Here is a 25,782-nt window from a genome sequence, read left to right as displayed (position 1 = left end):
ACTCGTAATGAAGGATTCCCTGTCGCGCAATATTTTGCTGGCTAGCAGTCAACTGGAGGAGGCCGAGCAATTTTGGAAGGATCAACTGGCTGAAGCGCATCACCCTCTCGACCTCCCGGTGCAACGGCTCATCGGACGCACGGGTCCAGGGGATGGCGTACGAATGTTGAAGTTCCCTATCGAGGTTAGTCGACGCATCCTGCAGATCAGCAACGGGTCTGAGCAGCGCATCCTCACCGTGCTGATGGCCGCGCTAGGCTTGGTGCTGCACAAGTATACTCGTCATGACGATATCTATATCGGCATGCCGATCCTGAGACAGGAGCAGACGAAGGCGTACCTGAATACAATGTTGCCGATCCGGATGAACATTCAAGGCAGCGACACGCTGCGCACCTTGCTGGCGCATACCCAGAAACAAATCGCTGCGGCGATCAAGCATCAAAATTGCGATGTGCGCGCCCTGATTGGCGATTTGTATGGGGACAAGGATGCGGCTCCCCTTCGTTTTTTCGAAGCAACATGCTTGTATCGCAGCGTGCAAGACGAGTCCTACTTGCAATCCGTAACGAGCGAGCTGCGGGTTGTCTTTTCCCGAGACGGGGAGGAGGTTGTCGGAGAGCTCCGCTTTGACAGCGACAAATATGCTCCCAAGCTGATCGAGCGGTTCGGCTCGCACCTCTGTACGAGCCTTGCGCAGATGATCGCTGCTCCCGATCAAGCGCTGTCAGAGATCGAGCTGGTATCCGGGGACGAGCTGCGCGCCGTTCTTTCCTTCAATGACACCAAGGCAGCGTTTCCCGAGCAGCTGCCTTACAACCTGCTATTCGAGGAGCAGGCGAAGCGTACGCCGGAGAGGATCGCTATCGTCGATGGCAGGCAGTCGCTCACCTATCGGGACTTGAACGAACAGGCCAATCGGCTGGCTCGCTATTTGCAGGATCGGCAAATGAAGCCGGGGGATCGAGTCGGCCTGTGTATGAAACGCAGCGCCGAGACGCTGGTTGCCATGCTTGCGGTCTTCAAAGCGGGCTGCGCCTATGTGCCAATCGATCCGAACGATCCGATCCAGCGAATCCATCATATGATTGGCAAAAGCGAGCTGTCGGGCCTGATTATTAACCGGGACGGCGACGGGCAGGAGCGTTTGGCGGGCCGCTATACGTTTTGCTTTGGAGAGGACGAGGCGAGGCTGCTCGCGTATCCTGCTGACAACCCAGAGCGGCAAGGCACGGGAGCCGATCTGGCCTATATCATCTTCACCTCCGGCACAACAGGCGAGCCGAAGGGGGCGATGGTGCATCACCGAGGGATGGTCAATCACATTTATGCCAAGATTGACGCGCTGAAGCTGCAAGAGCGGGATATTGTCGCGCAGACGGCTTCGTTAAGCTTTGATATCTCGGTCTGGCAATACCTGGCGGTATTGCTGGTCGGCGGGGCTGTGCATGTCATCGATACCGATATCGTCATGGATGCGGATGCCTTGTTCGACAGGCTGCGGGATAGCGCGGCGTCCATAGCGGAGAGCGTGCCGTCGTTGCTGCGAGAGCTGTTGCGCAATATAGAGACGAGACGTCCGGAGGGGCGGGAGCTCCCGGCCTTGCGCTGGATGATGGTGACGGGCGAAGCGCTGCCAGCCAGACTGGCGAACCGTTGGTTCGAGCATTATCCGACGATCCCGATCGTCAATGCGTATGGACCAACCGAAGCTTCAGACGATATTGCGCACCACTTCCTATACGGGCCGGTAGATGCAGAGACGAGCATGCCGATCGGCAGGCCGGTTCAGAATACAGCCATCTACATCATGGATGCGGCTCTGCGACTATGTCCGTCAGGCGTCAAAGGGGAGATCTGCGTAGCGGGTCCCGGCGTGGGCTATGGTTATTATGGCGATGAGGAGCGAACAAGCCGGGTATTCGTCCCGAATCCATACGCACACCTGCATCCAGACCCGCACTATGCCATGCTGTATCGCACCGGGGATCTGGGCATGGTCAATGAGGAGGGCTATCTCGAGTTCTATGGACGGATGGATGATCAGGTCAAAATTCGCGGCTATCGGATCGAGCTGGCCGAGATCGAGCATGTATTGGCGGGCTACCCCGAGGTGCGCGAAGCTGCGCTGACCACTCACCAAGACGAGGAGGGAGCATCGTACCTTTGCGGCTACCTCGTCTCGGACCGGGAGCTGGACCGCAGCGCGATCCGTCAGTATATGTTGGCCCTGTTGCCGGAATATATGGTGCCTGGCCATCTGGTTCAGCTGGATGCCTTGCCGCTTAACAGCAATGGCAAGCTGAATCGACAGGCGCTCCCCCGCCCGCAGCATGCCGACCTGGCGACGGATAGGCATGAGGGGCAGTCCAGACCCTTGGCGGCGAACGAACAGGCGGTAGCCGAGTTATGGGGTTCGGTATTGGGGATGAATGCGGCGACTATGCAGGCGACCGATCATTTTTTTGGTCTCGGCGGGCATTCCTTGAAGCTGAACCAACTGCAGATGCTGATCGCCCGGCGATTCGGCGTAGAGCTCACAGTGGGCGAGCTGTTCCGTCATCCGACGATCGAAGCGACGGTCGGGTTAATCGAGAGAGCCGAGCGAGCCCGCGCGGCGGTATTGGACAAAGCGCCGAGCCAGCCATACTATCCCGTGCTGCCGGTACAGGAGAAGATGTTCATACGCCAGCAGCTCTACCCCGACGATACCAGCTTCCATATCAGCGGCGCGCGCATGATCGATGGCGCATTGGATGGCAGCAGGCTCGAGCGGGCTTTTCAGCAGTTGGCTGCGCGACATGAGGCTTTTCATACCTGCTTTGCCTTCCAGGAGGGCCAAGTCGTGCAGAGGCTAGCCTCGACCACTGGATTCACAATCGAACGGCTGGAGGCATCGCAGGAGCAGTTGGACGCTGCGATTCAAGCGTTTATCCGTCCATTCGACCTGACGCAGAGTCCTCTGATACGCGTAGGACTGATCGAGCTGTCACAGGGGCGACATGGCTTGCTGATCGACATGCACCATATTATTGCAGACGGGACCTCAATCGAGATATTGATCGAGGAGCTGGACCGACTGTACATGGGCGACGCGTTGCCCCCTGTGCAGGCGCAAGCCAAAGACTATGCCGTCTGGCAAGCGGGACAACTGGATGCGCATGCCTTGGACCAGCATCGAATCTACTGGGAGGAGCAGCTGCGTACGCCCGCGCCGGCGCTCGTCATCCCTGGCGATGAGGCATGCCTGGAAAAAGCAGCGTACGATGCGGCGACGATCGATTACGCATTCTCCCCCGAGCAATCCATGCGGCTGGAGCGATTTGCAGCGGAGTGTCAGACGACGCCGTTTGCCGTATTATTATCTATATACTATGTGCTGCTGCACAAATACAGCGGGCAAACCGACATCGTTGTAGGCACCCCTGTATCGGTACGCCGATTCCGCGAGCTCCAGCAGACGATGGGACTATTTATTAATACGTTGCCGATACGCGCCCATGTGACCGACGAATTATCGTTCGAAACCTTAGTGACTGAGGTGGGGGTCCGCATCGGTGCGGCCCTGGAGAGGTCGGATTATCCGCTGGAGCTGTTGCCTTACGGTCCGCCTCAAGCAGCGGCCGCTTTATTTAACGCGATGTTCGTGCTCCATCAAGGGGTTGCCCATGCATCCGTCATCGAGCTGGGAGGGCTGCAGTTGACCAGCTATCCCCTGCAAGCTCGCACGACCAAGGTAGACTGGCATGTGGAGGCATATCTGTCTCCCGAGCAGTTGACGCTGCGAATGGATTATAACAGCGAGCGTTATCGCTCGGAGACAGCCATGCAGCTTGTCGAGGATTATGCATTTTGCATGACGCGATTGTTAGCAGATCCGCACCTGCCGCTACGCGACCTGCGGATAGCGTTTCAGGCCGAGGAACGTTTTTGGCGGGATAAGCTGAGCGGGATCGACTGGACCTTATCTCCGATTCGGGATGATCGCGCTCCTTTCGTGCAGAAGGGGCGCTTCTCGTTTGAGGATGTGACGTTTCAAGTTCCGGAGCAGACAGCGCAAGCCATCGCGGATCGCTTTCCTGACCCTACCAAGCTTTTTTTGTTTTTGCTGTCCAACTTTGTCGTGCTGATCCGACGGTATAAACGAGTGGAGCATCTGGTGGTGCTCACGCCGGTTTTTCAGGTCCCTATGCCGCCCAATGCCCGGAATTGCGCCTTGCCGCTGGCTGTACAGCTCGACGAAGAAATCGACCTGAAGGCTCTGATGCGGCAGATAGGGGGGCTGGTAAAGGAAGCGACAGACCATCACAATTATCCGCTCGCCCGGATAGGCGAGTTTTTGGAGGTGGAGCGGGACCAGCTCGCCTCCGTGCTGGATACCGCTTTTATGATGGAGGGCATGCAGGATGAAGCCGTGTTGCCGCTGCTGCTGTCCTCATTGTCATTTATATTGAAGGCATCCGAAAGCGCAATTACCGGTCGCGTGCGATTCGACTCGGGAGCGTATACTCCGGCATTCATCGATCGGGCGATCGGCCATTACTTGCGCTTGCTGGAGCAAAGCGCGACAGATGTGAGCCAGCCCATCCGGGAGATGGAGCTGCTGACGATACGGGAGCGGGAACAATTGCTGCTCACCCTTAACGCAACGGATCGTCACTATGAGCTATCCGAACCGATCTATCGACAGATAGAACGGCAAGTGCGATTAACGCCGCGTCATACGGCCTTCGAATATGGCGATCAGGTCCTGTCCTATGCGGCGTTGCTCGAGAAGGCCAATGCGCTGGCATGGCTGCTGCATAAGCGGGGGATCGGCCGCGGCTCTTACGTACCGGTGATGATTAATCATGGCTTCAATCAGCCGCTCGCGATGCTGGCGGTCATGCTGTGCGGAGCCGCCTTCGTCCCGCTCGATGCGACGGCTCCGGCTGAGCGTCTCCGGGCGATCTGCGAGGAGCTGGGGACGGGGATCGCGCTGACAAGCGCCGAGCAGACCATGAGCGCGGTGCTTCCCCTTGAGGCGATTGTCGTGGATTATGAGCGGCTCGCGCCCATCCAGGAGTCTATCGCACATACGGCCTCGCCTCACGATCCGATCTATGTCATCTATACATCGGGCTCGACAGGGCGACCGAAGGGCGCGATTATTCCGCATATCGGGATTGCCAACCGCTTTCGTTGGATGGACGACTACTTTGGCTGCAGCCCTCAGGATGCGATATTGCAGACGACGCCGCATATTTACGACAGCGCGGTCTGGCAGCTGTTTTGGCCGCTGATGCACGGCGCGCGCAGCATCCTGCCGACGCCAGAGTTTGAGATGACGCTTGCCGACGTGCTCCATATTGTCGCCAGCAAGCGGATTACGATCACGGATTTTGTGCCATCCATCTTTAATTTGCTCGTCGATCAAATGGCTGCCAAGGAAAATCTGGATGAGCGGATGAGCAGTTTGCGGCATCTTATCATCGGCGGCGAGGAGATGACGTCTCGCACCGTCAATATCTTTCAAGAGCGCTTTCCCGCCATACGATTGACGAATTTGTACGGGCCGACGGAGACGTCGATTGGCGTCATTCATCATGAGGTCAGGCCACATCATGATGGCGCTTTTCCTATTGGCCGGCCCATCCACAACGTCAAGATTTTATTGCTCGATGAGTATCGCAACCTGGTGCCTTTCGGACAACAAGGCGAAATTTACGTGACCGGCCATTGCCTGGGTTTAGGTTATTTGCATGATCCGGACAAAACAGCCGCCCATTTCGTGGATAATCCCTACCCCGAAGTGGGGTATGCCAAGCTGTACCGAACAGGCGACCTGGGGCGCTACGATGCGCAGGGGCAGATCATGTTCGAGGGGCGGGTCGACCATCAGATCAAAATTAGCGGCCACCGTGTCGAAACAGGCGAAATCGAAGCCGTGCTGCTCGCTCATCCGCAAATAAAGGAAGCGGCGGTTGTGTTCGAACCGCGAAGGCATATTCTGATCGGTTGTTATGTACCGCGTATCGAGCTGACCGCATGGGAGCTTAATGCCTATCTGCAGGAGCGTCTGCCGCGTCACATGATCCCTTCGTTGCTGGTGCGGATCGACCGCATGCCTCTTATGAAGAGCGGAAAAATCGATCGCAAGGGGCTTAACGTCCTGGCGGACAAAGCGCCTCCGGCAACAGACGACTCGGCTCCTCGCACAGAGCTGGAGCGGCAGCTCGCGCACATCTGGGAAGAGGTGCTTGGCGTGAAGCGGGTGGGCATACATGATAGCTTCTTGCAGATTGGCGGGACCTCGCTGCTCATGTTGAAGCTGCATGCGCTAATCGTCGAACGAATAAACAGCGCGGTCACGGTCGCACAGCTCTTCAGCTTGCATACCATTGCGGCGTTCGCTCAATATCTGGAGCAGCAAACGGGAGCAGCCCGGCCTGCGGCGTCCGATGAGGGGACTAAGCGCGTGGAGCTCGCGGGGGCACGCAGCGCCGATATCGCGATTATCGGAATGGCGTGCCGGCTCCCGGATGCCGACAGCTTGCAGCAATTTTGGGACAATCTGTGCGCCGGCAAGGAGTCGATCGGCTTGCCGCCGGAAGGACGCATCCCGGACATCGCGAGGCTGGCCGACCGAGTGCTCGGACCGGAGGCATACAGCTTCGCACAAATGGGCTTCCTTCGCCAAGTCGATCTTTTCGACCATGCCTTCTTTCAGCTCGCCCCGGCCGAGGCCCGAACGATGGACCCGTATCAGCGGCTGTTCCTGGAGCTCGTCTGGGAAGCGATCGAGCACGCAGGCTACAGCTCGGCCCGGATGCGGGGCAGCGATACCTCGGTCTTCGTCGGGTACTGCGATAACGAGTCGCAATACCAGCGTTATCTCGGAGAGGTCGACGCCTCGTCCATGGCGGGTAATGTGGCGGCGATTATAGCCTCGCGCATCGCTTATCAGCTGGACTTGCGCGGCTCGAGTCAACTGATCAATACGTCCTGTTCTTCATCTCTCACCGCGTTGCATCAGGCCTGCCATGCCATCCTCGCTCGCGACTGCGATCAGGCGCTGGTCGGGGGCGTCAATCTGTCGTTGTTTCCGATTGAGCGGCATACCGATTTTGGCATTTTATCGCCGGACCGTCGGACCCGGGCGTTCGATGACGCTGCGGACGGTACGGTGACGGGCGAAGGGCTGGGCGTCATTTTTATCAAGTCGTATGATCAGGCGGTTCGGGATGGGGACTACATCCATGCGGTCATCAAGGGATCGGCCATCAACGCCGACGGAAGATCCGGCGGCATCACGGCGCCCAACGCGATCGCGCAAAGCGAGGTCATCCGACGCGCGTGGCAGCGTGCGCGGATCGACCCGGAGACGGTATCCTACATCGAGGCGCATGGGACAGGCACGCGTCTGGGCGATCCGATCGAGATCGAAGGGCTGCAGCACGCGTTTCGGTCGTATACGGACAAAAAGCAGTTTTGCGCGATCGGTTCGGTGAAGAGCAACATCGGCCACACAATTGCGGCGTCGGGCATAGCGGGAGTGATCAAGGTGGCCTTGATGCTGCAGCATCGCAAGCTCCCGCCGACGCTCCATGTGAGCAAGCCGAATACGCTAATTCCGTTTATCGAATCGCCCGTGTACATCAATGAAAGCTTGCTGCCCTGGGAGACCAGCTCTGCCCAGCCGGTTCGGCGCGCAGGGATAAGCTCTTTTGGTCTCAGCGGCACAAATGTGCATATCGTCGTGGAGGAGGCGCAGCCCGGGGAGCAGCCGTTGCCGCATGGGTCGGTAGAGGGAGTGCTCGCGCTGTCTGCCAAAACGCTCCCCTCCCTGTCTGCGTATGTGCGCCGATTCGCGGACTATATGGCAGGTACTGACCATCGGCTGGTGGACATCTGCGCAACCTCGGGCTGTGGGAGAGATGCTTATCCGTACCGTGCGGCGATTGTCGCAGCGAATATAGATGAGCTAAGAGACAGGCTGGCTCAGCTGGCCGAGCAGTGGTCTTTGGCAGACGAATGGCCAACGGCTGCGGGGCAGGGCGTTTTTCTCGGCCACAGCGGAGGTCAAGACGCATCAGAGGCTGCGCGCAAGCGGACAGCGGGGGAAAACGCCGCTAGAGCTTTTGCCGGAGGCGCCGAGGTGGATTGGACGGCTTTTTATGAAGAAGCGGGCTGGCGACGCGTCCCGCTGCCGACGTATCCTTTTGCGGGGACCCGACATTGGGTATCCGACGCCGGGAGGGCTGCCGAGCCTGCTGAGCCTGAGACGACTGTTGTGTCGGCCGGCGTTGCTGTTCGTGAACAGGCGGACCTCCGCGAGATCGCTAGAGCCACTTTTGCTTTTGGCGAAGACTTGCTGTCTCAGGCCGGGTTCGCGTCCTCGTCGGAGAGGTTCGGCGAGCTCTGCGGATCAATGGCGACCGAGTCGATCGCCCGATATATTCGTACGCTTCCTGGTACCGTCCGCATACTTGAGATCGCCGGCGGCGAGGGCAGCTTGGCCCGGTCGCTCCTGACGAAAGTGACAGACGCTCGGCTCGCCTACACCGTAGCGTCTTGGGAGAGCTCCAGTCTCGGCCTTCTCCAGCAGCAGCTCGAGCCTGAATTTCCGGGCGTGCGCTACCTGCAGCTGGATCTGGGGAAGCGGTGGAGCGAGCAAGGCTTTGCGCTTCATAGCTTTGATATCCTTGTTGCGACCGATGCTTGGCATGCAGCGTCGGATGTTCGGGTAGTATTGCATCGTCTCCAACTGCTGCTTGCGCAGGACGGGGTCCTATGCTTGCTGGAGACAGCCGATGAGGAGGCGTCGATGGATAGCCGGTATTGGGAGAAGGCGCTCAAGGATACCAATTACAAGGGAATTGACGTCTATCCGGCCGCAAAGCAACAGCAAGCAGACATAAAGGCAAGGTTTGTGACAGGGAAAACCGCTTACCGTCCTCAGCCCTATCAAGATTGGCTCTACGACCTCGCGTGGAGAGAGGCGCCGCTTAATCCGAGTCACACTGTGATCTCTTCAGCCGGGTCATGGCTGGTTTTTGTGGACGATACAGGCGTCGGAGCAGCATTGGCTCGGACGTTGCTCTCTCAGGGGCATAGCGTCTGCACGGTCAGTCCGGGGGAGGCGTTCGCGCGGCAGCAGAGCCGTCACTTCACCATAGACGTCAGTGAAGCCGAGCATTACTTGCGATTGTTGCAGACGCTGCAAGAAGAGGGCTTCCAGCTCGGCAGGATCGTCCATCTATGGTCGCTCGACATCGAGCCTCGACAAGCGGCGCTGTCAGCGATAGACCATCTGCGGCAGGCGCAGCAGATTGGGGCGTATAGCTTGTTTCATCTGACCAAGGCGATTATCGCTCTGGATGGGGAGTCCTCGATAGAGCTTCGCGTCGCCACGCACCGCTCGCAAGCCGTGTACGACGATGAGCCGATCCATCCGGAGCAGGCGCCGATCGTCGGACTCGCCAAAGTGGTGACGCAAGAGCATCCAAGGCTTCAATGCTTCGTCATGGATCTGACGCTCGGACAATCGAGCGCCGAGGAGCAGGCGCAGCATGTGATTGACGAAGCGCTGGGCAATCAGACGGAAGCTTTGGTTGCTTATCGCAAGGGTAGATTCGTACCGGAGATGGGCAAAAGCAAGATTGATGCGCTGGCCGATCATTCGACGCCTATCGGCATTCGCGAGGGCGGCGTCTACCTCATCGCAGGCGGCGCAGGCAAGCTCGGACTTCGGCTCGCACAGCATCTGGCAAGCAAAGCAAAGGTGACGATTGCCCTCGTCAACCGTACGCTGCTGCCGCCCAAGTCCGAGTGGAGCGACTGGCTGGCCCGTCCGGATTGCGACCCTGACGAAGCGCAAAAGCTGGGAGCGATGCTGGACATCGAACGAATGGGCTCGACCGTGCTCTATTACGCAGCCAATATAGCCGATGCCGTGCAGATGGACGAGATTGCGCAAGAAGTGACCGACCGTTACGGCCCTGTCCATGGCGTTGTCCAGGCTGTCATGCAACCCTCGTATGAGCCGATCCGCACCCAATCGTTTGACAGCTTCTGCGAGGGGCTGCGGGCGAAGCTGGAGGGGACTGTCGTCCTGGATGCATTGGCTGGATTGGACCAGTTGGACTTTTTTGTCCTGTTCTCGTCGCTGGCCTCGATATGGGGCGGGGCGACGGGCAGCGATTATGTCGCAGCGAACAGCTACCTGGACGCATACAGCGCATACCGCCGTTATCGCGGGCGCCCTGCGTTGGCCTTGAACTGGTATGCGTTTGAGGAGGTGACGGGGCCGGGCTTTATGGGCTATATGCCGATCGCTGGCGCGATGCAGGCCTTCGACGCGCTGTTGTCCAAGGATGTCGGACAGATGATCATCGGACAGTTTGATCTGGAGACGTTGCAGGCGTGGAGGCCATCTATGAGGATCAGACTCGCGGAGTCGATCTTCACGGACGAAGGGAAGCCAGGCGCGGCCGCTCCGTCCGGATCGACAGGAGCGCCAGCCCCTTCCTTCGTGTTGGGCGGTCGGGACGACGACACGCCGACAACCGATCAATATCTGGTCGGACAGATCTGGGCCGAGGTGCTCGGCTACGAGAGGCTGAGCCTGGATGATAATTACTTCAACCTGGGCGGAGACTCGCTGCTGGCGATCGGGATCGTGAACCGGCTGACGCAGCAGGCCGGCAGACCAGTTACGATCCAAGAGCTGTTCGCCAATCCGACGATCCGTCAGCTCGCAGCCGCGATGGCGCCGACCGCGCAAGAGGAACGGTCGAGGACGATCCCCATTGCGCCGCCGGCAGCGTCCTATCCCGCTTCCTCCTCGCAGCAAAGGATCTATGTGCTAGAGCAGATGCAGGATGGCGCGGTCGCTTATAACATGCCGACCGTGTTGCAACTGGAGGGCGAAGTCAATCGCGGACAGTTTGAAGCAGCGTTTCGTTCGCTGATCGACCGGCATGCTTCGTTCCGTACGGCATTCGTTATCGAGGAAGGCCAGCTTATCCAGCGCATTGCAGAGAGCGTTGCATTTGACCTTGAATATAGCGAGCTGTCGGAGGAGCTTGTGCCGGAGGAGATTAACCGGTGCATTCGGCCGTTTGATCTCGCGCAAGCGCCGCTGCTGCAGGGCAAACTGCTGCGTCTGGGGCCGAGCAAGCATGTCCTGGTGCTGGATATGCACCATATTGTCGCTGACGGCGTGACGATCAACTTGCTCATCGCGGAGTTTCTTCAGCTCTATCGCGGAGAGACGCTGCCGGAATTGCCGCTGCAGTACAAGGATTACAGCGTATGGCAGACGGAGCGACTGGAGCAAGGTCGCTTCAAGGCGCAAGAGGATTATTGGCTCGCGGCCATGGCCGGCGCATTGCCGACGTCAGGCTTGCCGATCGACTTCCCTCGTCCAGCCCGGAAGCGCTATACGGGGGAGGCATTAACCTTTGAGATTGACGCCGAGTTGACGGAACGTCTGATCCGCTTTGGCCGTCAGCGAGGGGCGACCTTGTACATGACCTTGCTCGCAGCCCTCAACATTTTGCTGTCCAAGTATAGCGGCGACGAGGACATCGTCATCGGTTCGCCGGTCGCAGGAAGGCACGTTGTCGAGCTGGAAATGGTAGCCGGCCTTTTCCTCAATACGCTGGCGATGCGGAACTTCCCGAGAAGCGACAGAAGCGTCGATGATTTCGTGGAGGAGCTCAAGCAGACGACGCTGGCGGCGTTATCGCATGCCGAATACCCTTTCGAGCTACTGGTGGAACGGCTGAAGCTCGAGCGGGATACGTCTCGCAATCCCTTGTTCGATGTCATGTTCATCCTGCAAAATACCGGCGACGCCAAGGAAGGGCTGAACAAGCAGGGCGGCGATCTTCGCATAACTCCGTATCCCTTCCAGCAGCGCTCTTCGCAGTTTGACCTGACCTTTGACATTATCGAGCGCAACAATCGGCTTATTGTGGACGTGGAATACTCCGATGAACTGTTCCGGAGATCGACGATCGAGGTGATGGCCGGCCAGTTCCAGACTGTATTGCGGGCGCTCGTCGACCGTCCACAGGCGTCGATCAGCGAGGTGACCACGCTATCTGCTGTGGAATATACGCAAGTGATGGGCGAATGGAGCGATAACAGTCTATCCTATGCCCGCGATAAGACAGTAGTCCAATGGGTGGAGGAGCAGGTCAGACTCCAGCCTCGTCATCTGGCCGTACAGGACGGGCGGCGTACCCTCACCTTCGAAGAGCTGAATCGCAGGGCTGACCGCCTGGCGGATACGCTGGTCAAGCACGGCGCGGGTCCGGATCGTTGTGTCGCGTTGTTCGTCAGCAGATCTGTCGATATCGTCATCGGCATGCTCGGAATTTTGAAGTCAGGGGCCGCCTTTGTACCGATCGATCCCGATTATCCTGAGGAGCGGGTGAGTTACGTCCTGGAGGATAGTCAGGCCCAGTGGACAGTGACGGACCGTGCCTTGAGCCATAAGATGAACGGGAGGACAGCCATTGTTCATGTGGACGATGCTGAGGGGGATACGGACAGATCTTCTGCCCCGTTCCCGGCGGCGGATCCGGAGCATCTTGCGTATATGATCTACACTTCAGGCTCCACGGGCAGACCCAAGGGAGTCATGGTCGAGCATCGCAATCTTGCTGCATTCAAGGCAGGGGTAACAGCTGCAGTCGGCTTCATCCAGGGCGGAACCTGGCTCGCGCTGACGACCATCAGCTTTGATATCTTTATCCTCGAGACCTTGATCCCGCTGGCGAGCGGCTCGTCGGTAGTGATCGCCTCAGAGGAAGTGCAGGCGAATCCGCAAGCCATCAAGCGCTTGATCCTCGATTACCAAGTGGACATGATCCAGCTGACGCCGTCCCGTCTACAGCTACTGCTCGAGGACAGCAGTCAGCCGGAGGCTCTCAGGCGATTGGGAATGATCTGCGTCGGCGGGGAGTCGCTGCCGCTCAAGCTACTGCAGCGATTGCAAGCGCAGACCGATGCGCGGATCTACAACATGTATGGACCAACAGAGACGACGATCTGGTCTACCGTGCAGGAGCTGACCCGCGCAGATCAGGTCACGATTGGTCGGCCGATCCCGAACACGCAGGCTTACATCCTTGATCGCCATCTGTTGCCTGTCGGCATCCATATGGTAGGCGATCTTTATATTGCCGGGGAGCCTGTAGCGCGGGGGTATCATGGCCGAGACGACCTCACAGTCGAGCGGTTCGTCCCCTGCCCGTATGGCCCCGGTTATCGTATGTACCGAACTGGCGACAGGGCGAGGTGGCTGCCGGACGGCAGTATGGAGTATGTCGGACGCAGCGACTACCAAGTGAAGCTGCACGGGCATCGCATCGAGCTGGGCGAGATCGAACAAACGCTCTGCAAGCATCCCGGCATCGAGGAGGCCGTCGTAACCTTGGCGGAGACGGCGGGCGACACGCCATGCCTGGCCGCCTATTACATCGGCGCTGCCGAGCTGGATGCGGCACAGCTGCAAGGACTGATGCGTCAGACGCTGCCTGCGTATATGGTGCCGCTCTCGTACACCTATCTGGAGCGCTGGCCCTTGACCCCAAACGGCAAGCTGGACCGCCTAGGGTTGCCGGAAGCGAGGATACGATTGACAGTGTCCGCAACGCAACGTTCAAGCCCGGATTCTCCGATCGAACAGCAGCTGTGGACGATCTGGCAAGAGTTGCTGCAGTTCGAGGAGCACGGCGTGGACTATAACTTCTTTGAGATCGGCGGCAATTCGCTGACGATCGTACAGCTGCATGAGAGGCTGGAAGTCACGTATCCCGGCGCGACTCGCATCGCCGATCTGTTTGCTCACCCGACGATTGCGACGCTGGCTCGGCTGATCGAAGAGCGTCTCCCCACTTCGACGACAGCCGATCCGTCGGATGAAGAAGAGTATTGGCTGCGGGAGATGGAGGGAGAGCTGCTGCGACTGCCGCCGTCCTATATGAGGCAGGATAGCGGAGCGTCTCCGGTGTGGAGCGAGCGGCACATACGGATCGAAGGCGAGCCATACGCCCGTCTGCAGCGCGCCGCTGAGCAGGAGGCGGTGGACGAGGCCGATATTTTACTTGCCCTCTATGTCCATTTGTGGTCGCAGCTGACGGGAAGCCAGGATATTTATCTGGAGCAAGCGACGGACGGGACGCAGGGATCGAAGATTTTGCCGCTTCGCCTGGACATTTTTACTTGTGCTGATTTTTCGGAGCTGTTCCAGCTCGTTCATCGCAAGCGGCATTATGCCAGGGCGAGCCGATGGCAGGATCGTTTTTGGCAGCAGCAGCGCTGGGAGCGTCTCCAAGCCGATGAAGTGATCCCGCTGTTCGACTGGCTTTCCAAAGACGGAGCTGGTGAGGCGTCAAGGCATGATCTGGTTCATCTCATGGAAGCGACGGACGAGGGCATGGTGTTTCGAACCCTATACAACAGCACGCTTTTGACTGACCTTAGCATACAGGAATGGCTGGACGACTATCAGCGACTCTTGACGATGTTGCTGGAGGAGTACGCGATATCGCAGAAGGAGGTTGACATCGATGGCTAACCTGACCCTATGGTTTCCCGGACAGGGCTCCCAATATATCGGGATGGGACGCGCTCTTTACGATCGCTTCGCGGTGGCCCGGCACACCCTGGATGAAGCGGAGGATACGCTGGGCTATGCTTTCAAAGAGCTGATCTTCAACGGCAAAGCGGCCGAGCTCGCGAGGACGGAGTATGCCCAGCCGGCAATTTTGGCGGTCGGCATGGCCGCATTCCGAGTATTCCAACAACAGTTTGAGCTTGAGCCAGCCCTCGCTGCAGGTCATAGCTTGGGAGAGATTACGGCGCTTGCCAGCTCCGGAGCGATCCGTTATGCGGATGCGCTGCAGATCGTCCGCAGCAGGGGGCAGCTCATGCAGCAGGCTGTTGCCGCCGGAGCAGGCGCGATGTCTGCGATTATCGGCCTGGAGGCCGGCGTCATCGAATCGTTGTGCTCCGAATGCTCGGTTGATGGACGGGTCGTCGTCATCGCCAATTATAATACGGCGCATCAGCTCGTCATCTCGGGTCATGCGGAGCAGGTGCGGAAGGTCGGCGAAGCGAGTCTGCAGCTCGGCGCAGAGTCGGTCGTTCCGCTTCGCGTCAGCGCGCCCTTCCACTCCCCGCTCATGGAGCCAGCTGTTAATGGCATGCGTCAAGTGCTATCGCAATATCGCTTCCATGAGCCCAAGTGGCCAGTATTGTCGAGCGTGACGGGGCGGCTGTATACAGGGGCAGAAGCCATTGCGGATGCATTGGCCGAGCAGCTTGTCTTGCCGGTCCTCTGGCATACGGTCATGGCTTACATGGCCGCATGTCGCACGACGGCGATCGAGATGGGGCCGCGCAATGTGTTGAAGAATATGGCCCGCGACATGTCGTTTGCCGTCTACGGTCTGGACAAGCCTGAGGATCTGGAGCCTTTGGCTACAGGCATCGCAGCGGAGCGGGAGCGGTATCTGGGCTCGGTGATCCATCTGGTGGATCGAGCGCTTGCCATTATGATCTGCACCAAAAATCGCAATCCGTCGGCGGAGGAATACAAGCGAGGCGTATTGGAGCCTTATGCCGAGCTGACCGCATTGCGCAGCAGTCTGGAAGAGGGGGGCATACCGGTCACGGCCCTCCAAGTGCGCCACGCCTATTCCTTGCTGATCCGCATGATGCAGGCCAAGCATGTTCCGAGCGAGGAGCAGGAGATGCGGTATGAGCAGCTGTTCCTGGAGACGGGACACCGGAATCCGGTGTCGATGCGCGAGACGCAGCATGCCTAATCGATCGAACATGAGGAGGACAAGATGTGAGCAAGAATCTGAGGCTGGATCGTTTTAGGCTGGAGGGCGGCGAGGCAGCTTCTCATGCAGGAGACCGGGACATCTCGACAAGCGGCAGCATCGCTGTCATCGGGATGGCTTGTCGGTTTGGCGGAGCGAGCAATCCGACGGAGTTTTGGCATCGACTGCAAAACGGCGAGGACAGCATCCGCGACTTGCCTGCCGACAGGAAGCGGGATCTGCTGCCGCTGTTGCATAAAAACGGTCTGAGCGAAGCAAAGATGCGGTTTCGGAAAGCAGCGTACCTGGATGAGATCGACAAATTCGATCCTGCTTTTTTTCGGCTGTCGCCCAAAGAGGCCGGGCTGATGGATCCAAATCAGCGCTTGTTCCTGGAATGCAGCTGGGAGGCTATAGAGGATGCGGGCTATGGCGGGGACAGCATCTTGGGCAGTCGAACGGGTGTCTTCGTTGGCTTTAGCAGCGATTTTGGCGAAGAGTACAAGCGGATGATCAAGGAAATCGATCCAGAGCTGATGTCCTCGGCTACAGTCGGCAATATCAAATCGGTCATCGCCTCGCGGATCGCTTATTTGTTGAACTTGAGAGGCCCCAGTCTGTTAGTCGACACTGCGTGCTCCTCCTCCCTGATGGCCGTCCATCTGGCATGTCAGGCGATCCGCAGGCAGGAGTGCGACATGGCGCTTGCCGGCGGGGTGAAGCTCATCCTGATGACGCTCGACGATGGCAGCAATGAGCTGGGGATCTTCTCCTCCGATGGCAGGACGAAAGCGTTCGACAACCGCTCCGATGGAACCGGCATGGGCGAAGGCGTAGGCGCCGTCCTCTTAAAACCGCTCGAGCGGGCATTGGCGGACGGCGACTCGATCCATGGCGTGATCAAGGGAGGCGCAGTTAATCAGGATGGCGCCTCGGCGGGTCTGACGGCTCCGAACTCAATCGCGCAGCAGGAGTGCATCACGCAAGCCTGGAAAGCCGCGCAAATCGATCCTGCAACGATTAGCTATATGGAGGCTCATGGGACGGGCACGAAGCTGGGCGATCCGGTGGAGATAGACGGACTGGAGCGAGCCTTCCGCCAGTTTACGGAGCGTCCGCAGTTCTGCGCCATCGGCTCGGTAAAATCCAATATCGGGCATACCGACCATGTCGCAGGCATTGCCGGGATGATGAAGGTGCTGTTGTCGATGAAGCAAAAACAACTGCCGCCGCACCTTCACTTCATCCGGCCCAACCAGAACATCCGCTTCGAAACCTCGCCGGTATACGTCAACGATACCTTGGCGCGCTGGGATACAGGAACTTCAGCCCGCCGGGCAGGCATCAGCTCATTTGGCTTGAGCGGGACAAACGTGCATCTCGTGTTGGAGGAGGCGCCTGCTCCAAGGGAGGACCGGCAGCCTGCAGCGGCAATCGGAGTCCTGACCTTGTCGGCGATGACGCCCGCTAGCCTGCGAAGCTTGCTCAAGCGTTATCAGTCCTGGCTCGCTAACGAAGAGATGCAGCATTCGATTCATGCTATCTGTTATACGGCGAATGTGGGGAGAGCGCATCACAGCTATCGTTTGGCGATCGTCTGCGAAGGGCTGGAGGATCTGAGGGTCAAATTAAATACGGCCTGTGCAAGCGACCTCGAATCGCTGGCTCATCCCGATATTCGCTACGGCTGGCATAAGCGAGCCTCGATGGCTACAGCGGAAAGCGTCGCAGCGGATCGACAGGCGGAGCGACTGGTGCAAGAGATGGTGAGGGAGCTGGCTGTAGAGGGCCTTCGCGAGCTGGCGGGTGTTTATGTGCAAGGCGTGGAGGTGTCATGGAAAAACCTCTACCGATTCACCGCGAAAAAACGCGTGCATCTGCCGGTATACCCCTTCGAACGGAAGCGATGCTGGCCCGATACGAGCGGGCTTGACAAGGGCCGGCATCGCGCCTTGGATGCTCGTACTCACGGCTATGCCGAGCCCTTGGCGCATCCGCTCCTGCACGCCAAGGTGTGGGATTCCGTCGATCTGTCCTTATTCGTCTCTACGATCGATACGGACAACTGGATCGTAGCCGAGCACAAGCTGTTTGGACAGTATGTCCTGCCAGGCACCGCCTACCTTGAGATGGCGATCCAGGCTGGGCGAGCCTACCGGAGTCTCCCGGTTACCCGATTGTATGACTTCGTCTTCCTGGAGCCTGTCATCCTGGCAGAGCGCGAGGCGTGTCAACTGCAGAGTGTCATCCGCAGAGAAGGCGAGACGATTCACTTCAAGGTCATGAGCAAGAGGGCGGGGGATCGCCAGTGGCGTGACCATGCGCAAGGGAAGCTGGGGTTTGTGCATGACCTGCCAGCCGCCGCTCCTGTCCATGTGGCTGGCTTGCAGCAGGATGCCCACAGCATCTTGACATCGACGGACATCTACAATGGAAATCTTGACCAGAGCTATGGGCCGCGCTTCAAAAATGTAAAGCGGGCCTGGCTTCATGGCGACGTTGTATTGAGTCAGCTGGAGCTAGCCGAGACGGAAGCGTTGCATCATTACGCCCTTCATCCGGGACTATTGGATAGCGCGGTAGGGAGCATGGTGTACTGCGGGCTGCTGGGGAATGAGCTGTATCTCCCGTTTTCGTACAAAAATGTGATCCTGCATCATCCACTGCCGAGCGAGCTGTATTGCGTATGCCGGTTCCTCGAGGGCAACCACGCGCAAGGAGAAATTGTGAAATTCCAGTTGAACATCACAGATCTCGACGGCAAGCTCCTCGCGTCTATCGATGAGTATGCCGTCAAACGAGTAAGCGATCAATCTGCGCAGCGACTGCTGGAGCGACCGACTGTCGCAGCCCATCTCTTATGGGAGATGAACTGGGAGCAAGAGGAGCAGACGGTGCACGCGTCCGAGCCGTCGTCAGGAGCTATAGCGATATTGAGCTACGACAAGGATTACCCGTGCCTCTCTAGCGAGAGTCAGATTGCCCGTCCTGCCGTTGAGCTTGTCATGAGCAGTCATCAGACCCAGGCCTCCTTTGACGACATGATGGACAGATTGCGGGACGAGCGCTTCCAAACGGTCATCTTCATGGCTCCGGCGCTCTGGCATCATTCCGATGAAGAGCTGATCACCGACCTGTATCGACTGCTCCGGGCCTTGTTGCGCGCGAAGCTGCATGAACGGCTTACATTGGCGATTGTGACGCAACGCGCATATCAGGTCGCTGCTGACGATGCCGCCGTAGTTCCCCGGAATCGTGCCTTGCTGGCATTGGCCAACGTCATCAATCAAGAACATCAGACGATTCGTTGTATAGGAATCGATAGCGATGGCAGCGTCGATGTGGTGGAGCAGATTGTGCGGGATACGGGTAAAGATGGGCGGTCTCCGATTGTCTATCGCGGGGGTCTCCGCTATAGTCTGACGTTGCATCACGCGACCGCGCCTCCTCCTGCCGGACATGCAGCCATTAAGGAGCAAGGCGTATATATGATTACAGGTGGGCTGGGAGGCATCGGAGTTGAAGTCGCCTCCATGCTGGCAGAGATGAATCCGAAGGTGACGATCGCCCTGGTGGGCAGGACGGCACTGCCGCCCGGGGAGGACTGGAGCGACAGGCGGGTAGCTTCGCCAGATGCTGCGCGGGCCACCCGGATGGAGAGGCTCCGTGATCTGGAGGCCGCAGGAGCGCGGATCGTCTACTGCAAGGCAGACATCGCAGATGACGATGCTGTCGCATCGTTATGCATCGGACTGCGCCAACGCTTCGGGAGCATTAACGGCGTGATTCATGCAGCCGGTGTGGCAGGAGGCGGGTTTTTATTTCAGAAGCCCGAGTCTGTATTCAAGGATGTGCTGTCGCCCAAGGTGCGCGGAGCAGCGATACTGGATCGTTGCACCGAGGAGGACAAGCTTGATTTTTTTGTCGTGTTCTCTTCGATTACCGGCTGGCTCGGCGGGGTTGGCCAGGGCGATTATGCGGCGGCCAATGCGTACCTGGATGCCTTCGCGCAAGCGAGGGCTTCGCAAGGCAAGCCGACGGTGGCCATCGCTTGGAGCGCCTGGAGGGAGACCGGGATGGCCGTCGATTTTGGAGCTGTCTCCGAGGACGCGATCTTCAAGCCGCTGCCGACCGCGCTGGCGCTGGATGTACTCAGACAACAACTGATGGCTCCGCAAGGCCAACTGCTCGTCGGCGAGCTGAATTATGGACGACTGCAGGCGATCGATGGACAACTGCCGATAAGGCTCTCTTCTGCCATTCGCATCGAAGTGGATAAGCAAGCCCAAACGGCCGATCATTCGACTCCTGCACAGGCTGCGAAGCTGAGACGCGTAAGACTGCTCGGTCGATCAAATGAAGCCTATACGGGTATGGAACAACAGCTGGCCGATATTTGGGGGGATATTTTAGGTCACGAGGAATTGAATATCCATGACAACTTTTATGAACTGGGCGGGGACTCGATCATTGCGGTCCGATTATCGAGCCACATCGCCAATCATCTTCAACGAGAGGTCGATGTCACAGATATTTTTAACTACCTGACGATCGCCGAGCTTGCTCGATTTCTGGACACAACGGCGGAGGCGCCGACAGAACAGAGTGAGCGCCGTGCCGTCGAGCCGGAGGTTCAAATACATGCTGCGTCCCCGTCAGAGTTTGCAGAGCGGACGCACGCAGCAGGACAGGGGCCGGCCAAGCAGGACAGGTATGACTATGCCAACAACTTGTCCTGGCGCCAATTCAATTGTTATGACCGGGGTCTGGCATTGATGATGTCAGACGCAGAGGTGGGGCTTATTCAGCATTTCAAGCTGATGCTTGGCATGAAACGCGGCTTTGAGCTGCAGGACGACCGATTTTTATTTCGCTACCATGATCAACAAAAGGTGATCGGATATCCGTCGGACAACGAATTGCTCCAACAATTCGGCTACCGGGTACGCCTTGAGCAGGTCGAGGATCCAAACCTTCTGCATGTCAAGCTGGCCGGTTATTTGGACCAACATCTACCGGTGATGGTTGCCTTTGATGAGTATTTTACGTTCTATACGCCGTTCTATCGGAAGGAACATACGGATCACTTGACGATTTTGACCGGATATGATGACGACAAACAGTTATACACGATTATGAATCATAATCATCTGACTCGTCATACGCAACACAAAATATCCTATGCTCCGTTCACCACGACATACCAGACTATCGAAGAAATCTATCATTCTTTGATGGAGGAAGCGCGATGTTTTTTAATATTGGAACGCTTGCCGGATGAGGAATCGCCCTTCCGTTACAGCTATGAGCAGCAGTTCGCTCAACTGATGTCGATGCTCGAGCAGAGACAACAGACAGGGAGAGCATGCGATGCGATTCTCGCCTTGGCGGAACAGAGCCATCTGGAAGCCGAGTCATTGGACCAAGCGCTGAACGAAATTTATGTCCATCTTGGAGGGATGGAGCTATGGATACAGACGGTGCTTGATTGCTATGCGTCTGTGAACGCGACAGAGCTGCATCAATTAGGGGATGCGGTCCTGGCTAGGTCCAGCCGCCTTGTCAATGAGTTTGTCGCTAGTATTTATCGCAAACGCCCGATGAAGCCTAGTGATGTAGCTGCAGCGCGGGAATCGCTGAAGCCGGTCCTTGCGAAATTCATCCGTGAAATTTCTCTTGAGATGAGACGCAAGGCTGGACACGAATGAGCAATGGAGGTCGACGAGGATGTTGACTGGACAATCCCTACGATGGCAAGAATGGACTTTAAATAAGCTGGAGGCTTTGTCAGACAGCGTGGGTCAGACGCCATTGATTCAGCTCCATCATACGCATATCAACCTGTTTTGCAAACTGGAGTTTTTGAATTTGACTGGCAGTATCAAAGTCAGACCGGCCTTATACGTGCTTAGCGAGGCCATCAAGCGAGGAGATATTACAGAGCATACGATTGTGGTGGAATCCTCTTCAGGCAATTTTGCCATTGCGCTGGCGACCATTTGCAAAATGGTCGCCATTCGATTTATTGCCGTGATCGATCCCAACATTTCCTCTATGACAGAAAAACTGCTGAAGCATATGGCTTACGAGGTGGTGAAGGTGTCGCAACGTGATGAAACGGGCGGCTACCTGTTAAACCGGCTTGAGAGGGTGAGACAATTGCAAAGCAGGATAAGCGACTGCTACTGGACTAATCAGTACGGGAACTTTGATTGCTTCCGCGCCTATTATGTTGGATTGGGACCGGAGCTGGCCGATAGGTTCGATAGTCTGGACTATGCATTTGTAGGGGTTGGCTCTGGCGGCACCGTAACGGGACTCTCCAAGCTGTTGCGCGAACGGTACCCCGCCATTAAAATCATCGGCATCGATACGGTGGGATCGGTTATCTTCGATCAGCCGCCACGGAAGCGCTACATCCCGGGGATAGGCTCAAGCATCAAGCCGGGCCTGCTGGCCGAGGCCAGCATCGACGAAGTCATTCATGTATCGGAGCCGGATGCGGCGATCACATGTCGCGAAATATTCGAACGGCATGGCTTGTTTGTAGGAGGGTCTACCGGGAGCGTTTACTATGCGATCCAGCAATATTTTGCAGTCAGCGACCGGAGCATCAGGCCTACGGTCGTTTTTTTGGGTACAGATGGCGGCACGCCGTACCTGGATACGATCTATAATCCCGAGTGGGTGGACTGGCTGCACTCGCAAGAGGCCGATTTCGAAAGCTCGATCCCTTGCCATCGGGGTGCAGCTCCATGACGATTAGCATCGACAAGGATCGTTCGTCGACTCGATCCAAAGAGGCGAAACGTATAGTCGTCATCATGGTCTTGTTACTAATCATGCCTATTGTCTTCTCATTTGGAGGGAGGAACGCGACAGCGTCGCCTGTCAGCTACGAGAACCAGGTGGAGACGATTACGCAATATGTTACAAAACAAATGAACAAGGGGAACCTACCAGGGCTCGGGCTTATCGTCGTAAGGGATAATCAAGTTTTAATTAACCGGGGCTTCGGAGAGGCGGATCAGGAGCACTCTGCCAAGGTGACCTCAGATACGTTATTCGAAATCGGCTCCAATAGTAAAGCCTTCACCGCCGCAGGCATCTATTGGTTGGAGAAGCAAGGGCTGCTCAATACCGCAGATCCCGTTAGCCAATATATACCGTGGTTCTCTGATAACTACGCAGACATTACCATTGAGCAATTGCTGCATCATACCAGCGGCATCTCTCCAAGAACGATAGGTTATATCCCCGCTTCGGTGCGAGACGATGCGTTGGAGCAAACCGTCAGGATGCTGCTGGAGCATGAGCTGGAATTTAATCCAGGAGAGCAATTCAATTATGCGACCATCAATTATGATGTGTTGGCGCTTATTATGGAGCGCGTTACCGGACAGTCATACGAGCAGTTTATGAGGGAGACGGTATTGGCGCCGTTAGGCCTGAAAGATACTCACTTTGGAGTAGAAAAGCCTCAATTGAATACCATGGCTACAGGCTATAAAATGAGCTTTTTTCGACCGACAGCCTACGATGCGCCTATGTACCGTGGAAATACCGCAGCAGGGTATATCATTATGAGCGCGAATGACCTGGGCAAATGGATGCAAATCCAGCTGGGCGGGGATCAGGCTTCCACAGACGGTGTGCTTGTGGAGGCTATCCGTCAGAGCCATTTGCCGAATCGTCAAGTACCGCCCGATGCTGAAGGGGCTTCTTACGCGGGAGGGTGGGAGGTTGTTCAGAGTGGAGGGGGCGAGCTGCATCATGGCGGCAGCAACCCGAACTATTCCTCCTACATTCTCCTTCGTCCGGAATCAGGGCTAGGGATAGGCGTCATGGCGAACATCAATTCCTCCTTTACTAAAGGCATTGCCTTGGGCATCGAAAGTATACTGGATGATAAACCGATTGCCAAAATCAGTTCAGACCGGATGGCGGATCTCGATCAACTGCTTAGTATAGTGATCCTTTTTTTGATGCTCATGATGGCGACCAGCGCAGGGGCCATAGGTCAGGTTATATACCAGCTGTATCAGGGGAAAAGAAAGTTCCGGCATAACGGCTGGAAAAGTATTCGGTTGGCCGTTTATGTGCTGCTTTTTCTGGTTGGTTTTGCGGCTGTGTTGTACCGGATGCCTCATGTATTCTTTGAACAAATGCCTTGGTCCGCGGTGAAGGTTTGGGGTCCGGCGACGATTATTCCCGGCATTCTTTCTATATTTGGCGGCGGCCTGGTGTTTTGCGCTTACATTTTGCTGACGCGTCTTTTCCCGGACGAGGGGGAGAAGTTATACTTTCAGCTGACGGTAGTCGGGATTGTTACGGGACTCGGCAACGCTTCGATTATTTTCATCATTAACGAGAAGCTGAATCAGTCCAATGAGAACACCTCATGGGATTGGTTTTTGTATTTTGTTACAGCGGTAGTGGTGTATGTGATCGGCTCGAAGCTGGTACAGACCCACCTCATCGCGCTGACAAGCAACATCGTCTTCGACAAGAGGCGGCGACTGATTGACAAAGTGCTTCATGCGTCTTATGAAAGGCTGGAGCAATTGGACCGGGGCCAAATTCATACCGCGCTGAATAATGACACAACGGCCATTAGCGAACTGCCGCGAATGCTGCTGCAAGGCGTCACGAGTCTGGTTACGGTCGTGTTTTGTTTTGTCTATTTAGGAGCCAAAAATGTCTTTGGGCTGCTTCTTGCGATCGGCGTCATCGTGCTTGCTGCCGCACTGTACCGATCGATTGGACAACAAGCCCATGTGTTCTGGAATAAAAATCGCGATACGCAGGAAGCATTCTTTGGATTCATCAATGACCTGGTCCAGGGCTTGAAGGAGCTGAATCTGCATCGCTCCAAACGTGAAGCGTTCAGGCAGGATATGATGAAAAGCTGCGAGCAAAATCGGGAAACGAACGTGCAAGGCTCGTTGAAAATGGTCAATGTTTTTGTTGTCGGAGAACTGCTTTTTACTTTTGTGCTTGGAGCTATTGTGTTTGGCGCACCGCTGCTCCTGGCCGATGTAACGAATGAATTGTTGCAGAACTATGTGCTGGTGATTTTGTATATGATCGGGCCGGTGCATGGCATATTGAATTTTATCCCTAACGTTATGCAGTTGCAGGTCATATGGAAAAGGTTGAATCTGTTCGAGGGGAAGCTTGATTCGATGCATGATGAGGAGAGGACGACTATCGCTGCTGAAGAAAAGGCCGTCGCCCCTGACGAATCGGCGGTTCCCGGACCGATATGCATCGAGTTAAAGCATGTCACTTACAGGTATCAGGACGAACGGGGAGAGACCTTCGAGTTGGGGCCGATTAATTTTACGTTTCGTGCCGGCGAGCTGATCTTTATTACTGGCGGCAACGGGAGCGGGAAGTCCACCTTGGTGAAAATTTTGACGGGTCTGTATGTTCCTGCGGAGGGCGAGGTGCTTGTCAACGGAAAGCGCTTATCCAAAGACAAATTAGGGGAGGCGTTTTCGGTCATTTTCAGCGACTATTATTTATTCGATACACTGTATGGCGTGGAAACCGCCGCTGCAGAAGAAAAGATCACGCGAAATATGAAGCTGCTGCAGATCGATGACAAGGTGATGGTAGCAGAGGGGCGCTTCTCGACGACCAAGCTGTCAACCGGACAAAAAAAACGTTTGGCCATGCTGGTGAGCTTGTTGGAGGACAAACCGGTCTCGCTGTTCGACGAGTGGGCTGCCGAGCAGGACCCTGAGTTCCGCGAGTTCTTCTATCAACAATTGCTGATGCAGTTAAAGTCTGCAGGAAAGTGTATTATTGTGGTAACGCATGACGACCGCTTCTTCCCCTTGGCGGACAAGACATTGAAGCTGGAAAGAGGTCAAATGGTGAGGGAGCTGGTCTCCTCCTGAACGGGGATAAGGGAGGCCAGCTGCGGCCTTCCTCTATCGCGCATACGAACCGC

General features: G+C 56.9%; 5 protein-coding genes. All 5 read left to right on the top strand.

Going from position 1 to position 25,782, the window contains the following annotated elements; translation table 11 throughout:
• Positions 1–7 precede the first annotated feature (7 nt).
• Genes PA598K_RS14495 through PA598K_RS14475 form a run of 5 tightly spaced genes read left to right on the top strand, consistent with a single transcriptional unit; the run spans position 8 to position 25,729 of the window.
• The gene (locus tag PA598K_RS14495; protein ID WP_185601970.1) at positions 8–14,572 is read left to right on the top strand and encodes a non-ribosomal peptide synthetase; all 14,565 of its coding nucleotides are present in this window, start codon (positions 8–10) and stop codon (positions 14,570–14,572) included.
• Positions 14,565–15,824, top strand: coding sequence for an ACP S-malonyltransferase (fabD, locus tag PA598K_RS14490; RefSeq protein ID WP_128657660.1), 1,260 nt, complete (start codon positions 14,565–14,567; stop codon positions 15,822–15,824). Before PA598K_RS14495 ends, fabD begins: the two co-directional genes overlap by 8 nt.
• 26 nt (positions 15,825–15,850) lie before the next feature.
• Positions 15,851–21,532, top strand: coding sequence for a beta-ketoacyl synthase N-terminal-like domain-containing protein (locus PA598K_RS14485; RefSeq protein ID WP_128657659.1), 5,682 nt, complete (start codon positions 15,851–15,853; stop codon positions 21,530–21,532).
• A gap of 19 nt (positions 21,533–21,551) precedes the next feature.
• Positions 21,552–22,583: a 2,3-diaminopropionate biosynthesis protein SbnA gene (sbnA, locus tag PA598K_RS14480; protein WP_128657658.1), complete on the top strand. Its 1,032-nt coding sequence runs from the start codon at positions 21,552–21,554 to the stop codon at positions 22,581–22,583.
• On the top strand, positions 22,580–25,729 hold the full coding sequence (locus PA598K_RS14475) for a cyclic peptide export ABC transporter (protein WP_128657657.1): 3,150 nt from the start codon (positions 22,580–22,582) through the stop codon (positions 25,727–25,729). The genes sbnA and PA598K_RS14475 overlap by 4 nt, the downstream gene beginning before the upstream one ends.
• The last annotated feature ends 53 nt before the right edge of the window (positions 25,730–25,782 follow it).

Origin of the sequence: Paenibacillus sp. 598K (assembly GCF_003851045.1) — a bacterium.
In the GTDB taxonomy this organism is placed as follows: Bacteria; Bacillota; Bacilli; order Paenibacillales; family Paenibacillaceae; genus Paenibacillus_D.
Note: the sequence above shows the minus strand (reverse complement) of the source record. Positions and strands in the feature narration are given on the sequence as shown.